At 62.8% G+C, this 931-nt stretch carries 1 protein-coding gene; it reads right to left on the bottom strand.

Features of this window, described 5'->3' with window-relative positions; all coding sequences use genetic code 11:
• Nucleotides 1–931: AMP-binding protein (locus tag GVY39_RS33785; RefSeq protein WP_159989411.1), on the bottom strand; the 931-nt coding region annotated here is incomplete at both ends.

The following is a 931-nucleotide window of genomic DNA, read 5'->3' as shown; positions in this document are numbered from 1 at the left end:
TCGAACAGCACCCGCACCGGAACACGCGCATCCAGCGCCGCGCCGATACGCGCCGCGACCTGCGTCGCCAACAACGAGTTACCACCCAAAGCGAAGAAATCATCATCCGCACCGACACGCTCGACACCCAGCACCTCGCCGAACACCCGCGCCACGATCTCCTCGATCGGCGTCGAGGCCGCACGGAACGCTTGAACCTCGAACTCCGGCTCCGGCAACGCCTTACGATCCAACTTGCCGTTCACATTCAACGGCAAAGCATCCAAAACCACGAACACCGACGGCACCATGTACGACGGCAAACCCGCCGACAGTTCCGACCTCACCCGCCCCACATCCACACCGGCACCGCCATCGGCATCGGCATCGGCATCGCTCGGCACGAGGTAGGCCACCAGGCGGTCACCGGTCTTCGGATCCGACTTCGCGATCACCACCGCCTGCGCAATTTCGGGCAGCGCCAACAGTGCGGCTTCGATCTCACCCAACTCGATACGGAAACCACGAATCTTCACCTGGAAATCCGTACGACCCCGATACTCGAGCTCACCACTACCGTTCCACGCAACCAGATCACCCGTGCGATACATCCGCGCTCCAGCCTGGAACGGATTCGCCACAAACCGATCCGCCGACAAATCCGCCCGACCGAAATACCCACGCGCCAACTGCGCACCCGCCAAATACAACTCACCCGACACACCCACCGGCACCGGCCGCAAACGCGCATCCAGGACATACACCTGACTGTTCCACTCCGGCACACCGATCGACACCGACACCTCATCAGCACGGCTCACCCGATGACTGGTGATCGACACCGCCGCCTCGGTCGGACCATACAAGTTGAACAACTCAGTACGCGGGTTCTCCCGCAGGAACCGCTGCGCCACCGAACCCGGCAACGCCTCACCGATCGCCAACACCCGCC

The organism is Nocardia sp. CY15 (genome assembly GCF_009829295.1).
Lineage (GTDB): Bacteria > Actinomycetota > Actinomycetes > Mycobacteriales > Mycobacteriaceae > Nocardia > Nocardia sputi.
This window is presented reverse-complemented; position numbering and strand designations above follow the sequence as displayed.